Below are 8,649 nucleotides of genomic sequence, written 5' to 3' on the forward strand. Positions count from 1 at the left end.
AAATTAAATAATATTGTTATAATCAACATAATTTTATGTTTTTAAACAAAAAAAAGAAAATTCCAGATTAAGAATTTTCTTTTTTCGATTTAAGAACAAGTAATAAAAGCGAACCAATCACCGTTCCTGCAAGAATAGAAATTAAATATTGTAACGGATAATCAACCATCCAGATTAAAAATAATCCACCATGTGGTGAAGCAATACCACAATTAAAATACATAGATAATCCACCTGTTATTGCAGCACCAATACAACAAGCTGTTAAAACAGTTTGTGGATTTTCTTGCATGAAAGGAATCGCTCCTTCAGAAATAAATGAAATACCATTGATATAATTCATTAAAGCTTCTTTTCTTCTTCCAGACCATTTATTTTTCTTTAATGTAGCAGTTAAAGCAATTACAAGTGGAGGTACCATTCCTCCTGCCATAATAGCTGCCATCGTTGTATAATCATGATTAATAATCATACCAATACCAAATACATAAGCCGTTTTATTAATAGGTCCACCCATATCAATAGCCATCATCATACCTAGTACAGCCCCAAAAAGAATCTTAGTTGGTGTATTAATTTCAAATTGATAAACTAAATTTAAAATACCATTATGTACATAATATAAATAAGGATTTAAAAAGATCATCACTAACATCACTACTCCAGTAGAAATCACTGGATGTAATAATGATGCTTCAATACCTTTTAAACATGATGGTAAATAACTTAATAATTTCTTCAATAATAAAGAGAAATATCCAGCAATAAAACCAGCTATAATACCGACGAATAATGAAGGTACAAAAGTTCCATTCCATGTAGGAATCGTATTTACTGCCATTCCTTGACAAACAATAAGCCCTCCCATAAATCCTGATACCATCGCAGGACGATCAGCAATACTGTCAGCGATATAACCACTTAAAACAGGAATAATCATTAACATTAATAATTGATAAATCATCGCTAAAACTGATAGTAGCGTACTATTCGCTAAAGCGTTTTGACATAAATGAAGAACACCATATAAGACTCCTCCAGCCACCGCAAAAGGTAAAGCATGAGAAACACCATTCATTAAATGTTTATAGAAAATACGAATAGGGTTGATTTTTTCTTTTTCATTTTGTCCATGATGATAAATCACACCTTCTTGATTCATTGCTTTTTTAACTAATTCTTCAGCTTTAGAAATACCATCTTTAACAGGTACTTGAATCACATTTTTCCCTTCAAAACGAGCCATTTCTACCTTTTTATCAGCAGCAACAATAATAGCTTTACAATGATCAATATCATCTTGAGTCAGTCCATTTTTAACTCCTTCTTGACCATTTGTTTCTACTTTAATGGAAATATTTAATTTTTCTCCTGCTTGATTTAAAGCTTCAGCTGCCATAAAAGTATGAGCAATTCCCGTTGGACAAGCTGTCACTGCTAAAACATCAGGATGAACTTGTTGTTTAACTTCTGTTTTTTCATTTTCTTTTTCATCAATTAATTGTTTAAACGCTTCTTTAGAAGGAGCCTGAATTAGTGCTTGTCTAAATGATTCATCCATTAATAAAGTAGATAATTTAGCTAAAGCTTGTAAGTGAACTCCTCCTGCTTCTTTTGGCGCAGCAATCATAAAAAACAAATAAGTAGGCTGTCCATCTAAGGCTTGAAAATCTAACCCTTCTTTTACAACCATGGCTCCTAAGGCAGCTTGTGCTACTCCTTCACTTTGACCATGAGGGATAGCAACACCATCACCAATACCTGTTGTACTTTGTTGTTCTCTTTGTAATACACTTTCTTTATATTTTTCTTTATCATTTAAACACCCTGTTTGATCTAATAAATCAACCATATGTTCTATTGCTTCTTGCTTAGAAGAAACATGAGGTTGAAGATCAATAGCGTCTATATTTAATAACTCTGTAATTTTCATAATCTTCTCCTTTAACTAGGTATATGATAAACAAATTCATCATTTCTTACAAGATATTCTCTTTATAAAATAAAAAAGAATCAAATGATTCTTATAAGTATCTTTCTTTTATGTAAGCAATCGTTTCATCAAGATTACTATTAGCTAAATGTTCTAACATATCTTTAATCATGGCATCTGTTTCAGGATGCATAACATAATAATCATGCGTTTTTAAATAATAATCTAATGGTGCACTGTTATCGAAATCTTTGCCACGATAGACTAATGTTGCAGCAACCCGATCACAAAACATTTCAACGACATAGCGATCAGGCATTCTTGCCGCTGTCACTCCTTGATGAGAAAAGTCAACCCAATATTCCCAATGATGTTTATTACGGCCTTTATGATGCAACCAGGCTGAAGAATAACCTATTGTCTCTCTTTCTATAGAATTAGGAGAACGAGTTCCGCACCAATATTTTGCTCCAGTTTTTAATTCAGTATAGGAATACTTAGATAAATCATGAAGCAAACCTTGTTTATATAAACCACAACGAAAACAAAGTTTTGTTACATAATATTTATGTTTATTAATTGTCTTTAGATGATTCAGTAGTTTCATCATCTTCACCTACTTCTTCTCGATAACGTGTACTAAAAATATCTTCATCTGTTTCTGTTTCAATGATATCTCCTAGTTCAGGAAGTTCGTCTAATGAAGTTAAAGAAAAAGCATCCATAAACTCATCCGTTACTCCATATAAAATAGGTAGTCCTGGTGTTTCTTCTCTTCCTACTTCCTTAATTAATGCCTTAGCAATCAATTTTCTTATCATCGCATCACAACCTACACCACGAATATCTTCAACTTTAGCGCGGGTAATAGGCTGATTATAAGCAATAATAGCCAAGGTTTCTAAAGCAGCATTAGATAAACTGGCTTTGGATTGTTCTACAAGTTTTTGAAAATACATCACATATTCACTATTTGTTGCTAATTTATAACGTCCTCCAAAATCAACAACTTGAATTCCATGAAAACCTCGTCTTTGATAATGTTCTATAAATTGATCCATAGCTTGAACAGCTTCTTTTTTAGAGATTTCTAAGACTTGTGCTAGCTCTTTTATATCAATGCCTTCATCCCCTCTTAAATAAAGCATTCCTTCAATAATATCAAACATTCTATTATTCATATTTTCCCTCCACATAAATATCATCAAATAGATCATTTTGAATGATTTCTAATTCGTGATCTTTAGCTAACACCAACACTGAAAGAAAAGTAACAATGAAATAATAACGATCTGCGCGATCAAATAATTCTTCTAATTTTACTTTCTTTTGAACTCTTTGTTTTAAAAACTCACGAATTTCATCTGATCTTTGATCAATAGAAATATCTTTACGTGAAATATGCGTATCTAAAGGCTTTAATAAAGCCTTTCGTTGAAACATCTTTTGCATTGCTTTCATTAAATCATACACTTCTAAATGATCTGGAATCATTGTAGAAGTATCGACCACATATTCTTCCATATCATCAGCTGGTTTAATATACATTGTTTGACGCTGTTCATATTTTTCTTTCAGTTCATCTAAAACGTCTTTATAACGTTTATATTCAATTAATCTTCTAATCAATGCTTCACGAGGATCTTCTTGATATTCATCTTCAATTTCTACCTTAGCTTTAGGTAACAACATCTTACTTTTCATTTCAATCAAATCTGCCGCCATGACTAAATACTCAGACATGATTTCAAGTTGTGAGGATTCCATCATATGAATATACTCTAAATATTGATCAATAATCACTGATAATTCAATTGTTTGTAAATCCATTTCCTTTTCTTTAATTAGATGTAACAATAAATCCAAAGGACCTTGAAAATCATCTAAAATAATTTGATATTCCATGATTTCACCCCATTTGTCGTCATTATATCATAAAATTTAAGATTCCTCCATGAGTAATCTTTCATAATAATTTTGCTTTTTAAATTCGGCTATCATTTTAAAAATAAGCTCTTTTTGATCACTTTTTAAATCTGAAACATCTACACTTTGACTCACTTCTTCACCTTCATGATGTTCCTTTAAAAAATAATCAACTTCTACATAAAATAAAGCAGCCATACTTTCTAATACATCTAATGAGGGTTTACGATTTCCTTTTTCATAAGCAGAAATTAATGATTTACTGACATGTAATTGATTTGCTAATTCTACTTGTGACATTTCAAATTCTAAACGCATATCTAAAATATTTTTACCTATTATTTGTCCTGATACCATTTGCGCTCACCTTCTTTACACAATGCATAAATTCTAACAAATAATGACATATTCGTAAATAAAAAAGTAAAATCTTCAATAGATTTTACTTTTCTTGTTTAGGTTTACGAATTAAAAATTGTCCTAATTTCTTACCATCAAAAGGAATAAGAGGATAAAGATAAGAAAAACCAAAAGGCCTTAAATAAATCAAAAAACCATACATCACAATTTGAAAAAGAATAAAACCAATAATACCAAATAATCCTACAAGAATAATCATGACAATCTTTAAATACTTATTCGTAAGTGACAATTCATAATTAGGTGTAGCAAAACCACAAACATTCCCAATCGCACAATATAAAAGTATCTCTGCTGAAAACATACCTAAATCAATTGCAAATTGTCCAAGTAATACAGCAGCAATCATCCCCATCGCATTACTAATAGAATCAGGTGTATGAATCGTTGCAATCCTCAACAATTCAATTGCCAGTTCTACTAATAAGATTTGATATACTTTGGTTAAATTCATTGATGAAAGTAACATCCAAATAGGCACTAAATACAAAGAAAGAAAAACAGATGCACAACGAATCAAACGAATACAAGTACCAATAATCGGTGTTTGCCGATGTTCTTCAACATGTTCTAAAATTTCAAATAATGTCGTCGGTAGCATCATCACAGAACTTGATGTATCACAAATAATCGCAATATAACCATGCATAATATGGGTAGCCACAATATCTGGTCTTTCACTATATCGTACTAATGGGAAAGGATTGTAACCTTGATCAAAGATCAACTCTTCTAAAGCTCGATCAGACATAATTAAATCATCATTTTTTAAATTTTTAATACGATGTAGGATTTCATCTAACATTGTTTGATCTACCCGACTTTTTAAATAACAAACACAAATATCCATTTTATTATAAATACCTACTGATTGTTTATCCATAACTAAATCTAAAGTTCTAATTCTTCTTCTAATAAGTCCTACACAATTAAGTAAAGTTTCATTAAATCCATCTTTACTCCCTCTTACTGATTTTTCAGTATCCGGTTGTTCAATTGAACGACTAGGAAAATGTCTAGTATCTAAAACATAGACATGTTGACCATCTTTAACTATGGCACAGCCACACAATAAATCATACTGATAAACTTCAGGATTATTTTCTTCTTTAACATCTCCATTATTTAAACAATCTTTTAAAGTTTCTCCCCGATCATTGACAATTCCTTCAACCAAATAAGCAATTAAATCATCACTGCATAGACTTGATACATAATCAACCTCAATTTTACGGCCACGATAATCAAGATACCTTTGATTAAGATCAAAAGATGGATTCTTCATCATGATTTAGGTTTAACCAATACTGCCACTAAAAAAGCAAATAAGATTGCTGAAGAAATACCGGCCGCCGTTAAATCAAACATTCCCATACTTAATCCAAAAATACCAAACTTCTCTGTAGCAGCTAAAGCACCATGCATTAAAGAATGTCCAAAACTTGTAATCGGAAGAAGTGCCCCAGCACGAAAAATTTTTACTAACTGATCATAAATATGAAACAAATCTAAAAATGAACCAATGACAACAAATAAACTCGTAATATGTCCCGGTGTCCATTTTGTATATTCATAAATCAGTTGTCCTAGTGCACAAACAAAACCACAAAAAACAAAAGCCAGTAAAAAATTCATGAAGCCACCTCCAAAACAAAACCATGACAAACACAAGGAATCGTTAGTTTTTGATTAACCATCACTGGATTTAAAAGCGCCCCCGTTGCGAGTAATAAAACACGACGATATTTTCCTGCTAGCATTTTTTGATAGATATAGCCAAAAGTCACAAGTCCTGAACATACGGGACCACTTCCACCTTGATTAACGGCTTGTTTTTTATCATATAATAAACAACCACAATCATCATAATATTTATAATGAAGATGTTCTTCATTTAACATATCTTCAAAAATACTTTTACCAGCTTGCGATAAATCACCAGTTAAAATCAAATCATAATCAATTCCTTGACGATGAAGATCTTTCATATGTTGTTTATAAGTATCATAGGCTGCTGGCGCCATAGCTCGAGGCATATCATTAGGGTCATCTTGCATATAATCAACAACTTTACCTAGAGTTACCGCAGTAATTTTAATTTTAGATGGTTTTAAACCTAAATGAACTGCTACAGCACCAGTTCCTGTAAAAGTCATCGTTTCCCTTCTTTGAATACCATATTCGTTGGGATAACGAAATTGTCTTTCAGCCGTAGCATTATGACTAGCAGTAAAACTGATTGCCTGATTAATGACATGATTTTCAATCATCAAACTAGCTTGAATAATAGCTAATGCAAGGGTTGAACAAGCACCATATAAACCTATTGTTGGTCTTTTTAAAAAGGGTGCTAAATAATAAGTTGTTGCAAGCTGATTATTCAAATCACCACCATAGTATAAATCTATCGCTTCTTTTTTTACTTTAGATTTTTTTAACACTAATGCAATAGCATCTTGAAGCATGGCTATTTCTGCTTGTTCATAACTTTTATAACCTAAATGATAATCTTGATAAGCTTGATCAAAATAAGCTCCTAAGGGTCCTTGATGTTCTAAAGGACCGACTGTTGTTGCACAATTTTGAATATAGACATTTTCTAAAAGAAAAGAATTACCAGAAATAACCGATGATATAACGAATTCCTCCTAAAATAAATGACGAGACGATACCAAACATAATCACACAGCCACCTAACTTAAAAATATTAGCCCCAATTCCAGTAACCAATCCTTCACTTTTTCCTTCCATTGCACTCGAAGTCATCGCATTAGCAAATCCAGTAATTGGAATAAAGGTTCCAGCACCACACTTTGCCCCCAATCGATCATAAATACCTAAACCTGTTAAAATAGAGGCTATTAAAACCATTGTAATAATCATCAAAGGTGTTGCCTCTTTTAAAGATATATCAAATATATATTGATAGAAGCACAAAATCAGTTCTCCAATAATCCCAATGATTCCTCCTGAAAAAAAAGCCATCAAAGTATGATTGAGGATATGTTTTTGAGGTTGATGACTATTTGCTACCTTATTATATTTTTCTATATTCATCTTCTTCATCTCCATTTATAGCATGGACATATTTAAACAGAATAAACAAAAAAATTGGATGTTAATCCAATTTTAATGTTCTTGATATTATATGATAAACTGTGTTAATCACAATGATACTCACTGGTATCATAACACAGGCTTTTAACATTCTAAGAAACGATGATGCAAAAAATGGTATACCATACATCACATCTAACCAGTAAGGAGTTAAAACAAAAGTAACGACTAAATCAATTAAAATAACTGACATCACAACTAAATTAAATTGATGATACTCCTTAGCAGATATTTTCTTTTTATAAAAATACATCGCTAAAAATAAAACAATAATCAATAACCATACAACGGCAATAATAGTTATTTTCATTGACGATGTAATAACAAAGACTTGATCAGAGATTGTTACTTTATTTAAGAAAACCACATAAAGCGAAGCAGCTAAAGCAATAATACTCATCCCTGCATAAACAATTTTATCAATCTTTGTTTCCCATTTTTCCCCCACTAAATTTTGTTTTAAAAAACATGGAATTAAGGTTTGTAAAATGGCATTTAAAGTAAAGCCAAAAAATGGAAATCCTCCTGCATTAGCAAGAATTAAACCTAACCCATCTGTTGCCAAGGCAACAATATAACAATAACCTGGTTTTAATGTTAAACCAGCAACAATTAATGGAAACACTTCTAAGGTAATCTTAAAACTTGGAAAACCTAAGAAAGGTACCATAATAGCTAAACGTTTTAACACAATGGATAAAACGACCAGTAATGCTCCAAGCACCATTTGCTTGACATCACTTTTCATCGGATATTTGTAAAAAACAAACACCCCAATCAAAACGATTAAAATTCCTAAAATAATCTGAATCATTGTTTGATTGCTACAATTTAAATCAATCTTTCCTGCTTCGTCCTCTTTTCTAGTCCACAGGCGTTAATTCCGATCAATGACCGTACATGATTGCTACTTTAAAAAGTAGACTCCCCCTTTTTCTAATATTATATACAAATTGTATACAATCGACATCATACTACAAAAAAAGGATAAAAACAAGATAACCCTTGAAAATATCCCATTATTCACCTATACTCTTATTTTCTTCATTAAAAAGATCAAGTATATATTCTGCATTTTCAGCCCATAAACCGTTTTCTACTTGGGTTAATGTTTTGTATGTCCTTGAACCATAAAATCTTCCAACAGCTTCCTCAAAATCTATATGCTCCTGTTCTTATAAAAGATTAATCACTCTATGAATTGGATTGTCAACACTTTTTTGGACACTTTTTATGAGAACGCACGATATTCA

General features: G+C 31.4%; 10 protein-coding genes. All 10 read right to left on the reverse strand.

The annotated features are described in order from the left end of the window. Positions 1 to 67: 67 nt before the first annotated feature. The 10 genes from DW911_RS01995 to DW911_RS02040 all read right to left on the reverse strand — a co-directional run bounded on the left by DW911_RS01995 (position 68) and on the right by DW911_RS02040 (position 8,210). Positions 68 to 1,933, reverse strand: coding sequence for a PTS fructose transporter subunit IIABC (locus tag DW911_RS01995; protein ID WP_118607391.1), 1,866 nt, complete (start codon positions 1,931 to 1,933; stop codon positions 68 to 70). A 91-nt stretch (positions 1,934 to 2,024) separates the two neighbouring features. Then, positions 2,025 to 2,540 (reverse strand): DUF5662 family protein, encoded by a 516-nt coding sequence (locus DW911_RS02000; RefSeq protein WP_118431517.1) that lies wholly within the window; start codon positions 2,538 to 2,540, stop codon positions 2,025 to 2,027. Next, positions 2,509 to 3,114: an SMC-Scp complex subunit ScpB gene (gene scpB, locus DW911_RS02005; RefSeq protein ID WP_118431519.1), complete on the reverse strand. Its 606-nt coding sequence runs from the start codon at positions 3,112 to 3,114 to the stop codon at positions 2,509 to 2,511. The genes DW911_RS02000 and scpB overlap by 32 nt, the downstream gene beginning before the upstream one ends. Then, a complete protein-coding gene (locus DW911_RS02010) occupies positions 3,107 to 3,838 on the reverse strand; it encodes a segregation/condensation protein A (RefSeq protein WP_118431521.1) in 732 nt (243 codons plus the stop codon). Before DW911_RS02010 ends, scpB begins: the two co-directional genes overlap by 8 nt. Before the next feature lie 36 nt (positions 3,839 to 3,874). Then, positions 3,875 to 4,216: a helix-turn-helix domain-containing protein gene (locus DW911_RS02015; RefSeq protein WP_118431523.1), complete on the reverse strand. Its 342-nt coding sequence runs from the start codon at positions 4,214 to 4,216 to the stop codon at positions 3,875 to 3,877. An 85-nt stretch (positions 4,217 to 4,301) separates the two neighbouring features. After that, entirely contained in the window at positions 4,302 to 5,567 is a 1,266-nt protein-coding gene (locus DW911_RS02020; RefSeq protein ID WP_233541810.1) for a spore germination protein, read from the reverse strand. After that, entirely contained in the window at positions 5,564 to 5,914 is a 351-nt protein-coding gene (locus tag DW911_RS02025) for a SpoVA/SpoVAEb family sporulation membrane protein (protein WP_118431527.1), read from the reverse strand. The genes DW911_RS02020 and DW911_RS02025 overlap by 4 nt, the downstream gene beginning before the upstream one ends. Then, positions 5,911 to 6,915 carry a stage V sporulation protein AD gene (locus DW911_RS02030; RefSeq protein WP_118431529.1) on the reverse strand — a complete coding sequence of 335 codons (1,005 nt, stop codon included), beginning with the start codon at positions 6,913 to 6,915 and terminating at the stop codon, positions 5,911 to 5,913. The genes DW911_RS02025 and DW911_RS02030 overlap by 4 nt, the downstream gene beginning before the upstream one ends. Further along, positions 6,893 to 7,336: a stage V sporulation protein AC gene (gene spoVAC, locus DW911_RS02035; protein ID WP_118607392.1), complete on the reverse strand. Its 444-nt coding sequence runs from the start codon at positions 7,334 to 7,336 to the stop codon at positions 6,893 to 6,895. The genes DW911_RS02030 and spoVAC overlap by 23 nt, the downstream gene beginning before the upstream one ends. A 61-nt stretch (positions 7,337 to 7,397) precedes the next feature. Then, complete coding sequence (locus tag DW911_RS02040) at positions 7,398 to 8,210, reverse strand: folate family ECF transporter S component (RefSeq protein ID WP_118607393.1); 813 nt, start codon at positions 8,208 to 8,210, stop codon at positions 7,398 to 7,400. Positions 8,211 to 8,649 lie beyond the last annotated feature (439 nt).

The organism is Erysipelatoclostridium sp. AM42-17 (genome assembly GCF_003480255.1).
Classification (GTDB): Bacteria; Bacillota_I; Bacilli_A; order Erysipelotrichales; family Coprobacillaceae; genus Faecalibacillus.

What these genes read in the sequence shown, in the direction of transcription:
- DW911_RS01995 (WP_118607391.1), bottom strand. Translation starts at nt 1,933, where the DNA reads ATGAAAATTACAGAGTTATTAAATATAGACGCTATTGATCTTCAACCT.
- DW911_RS02000 (WP_118431517.1), bottom strand. Translation starts at nt 2,540, where the DNA reads ATGAAACTACTGAATCATCTAAAGACAATTAATAAACATAAATATTAT.
- scpB (WP_118431519.1), bottom strand. Translation starts at nt 3,114, where the DNA reads ATGAATAATAGAATGTTTGATATTATTGAAGGAATGCTTTATTTAAGA.
- DW911_RS02010 (WP_118431521.1), bottom strand. Translation starts at nt 3,838, where the DNA reads ATGGAATATCAAATTATTTTAGATGATTTTCAAGGTCCTTTGGATTTA.
- DW911_RS02015 (WP_118431523.1), bottom strand. Translation starts at nt 4,216, where the DNA reads ATGGTATCAGGACAAATAATAGGTAAAAATATTTTAGATATGCGTTTA.
- DW911_RS02020 (WP_233541810.1), bottom strand. Translation starts at nt 5,567, where the DNA reads ATGATGAAGAATCCATCTTTTGATCTTAATCAAAGGTATCTTGATTAT.
- DW911_RS02025 (WP_118431527.1), bottom strand. Translation starts at nt 5,914, where the DNA reads ATGAATTTTTTACTGGCTTTTGTTTTTTGTGGTTTTGTTTGTGCACTA.
- spoVAC (WP_118607392.1), bottom strand. Translation starts at nt 7,336, where the DNA reads ATGAATATAGAAAAATATAATAAGGTAGCAAATAGTCATCAACCTCAA.
- DW911_RS02040 (WP_118607393.1), bottom strand. Translation starts at nt 8,210, where the DNA reads ATGATTCAGATTATTTTAGGAATTTTAATCGTTTTGATTGGGGTGTTT.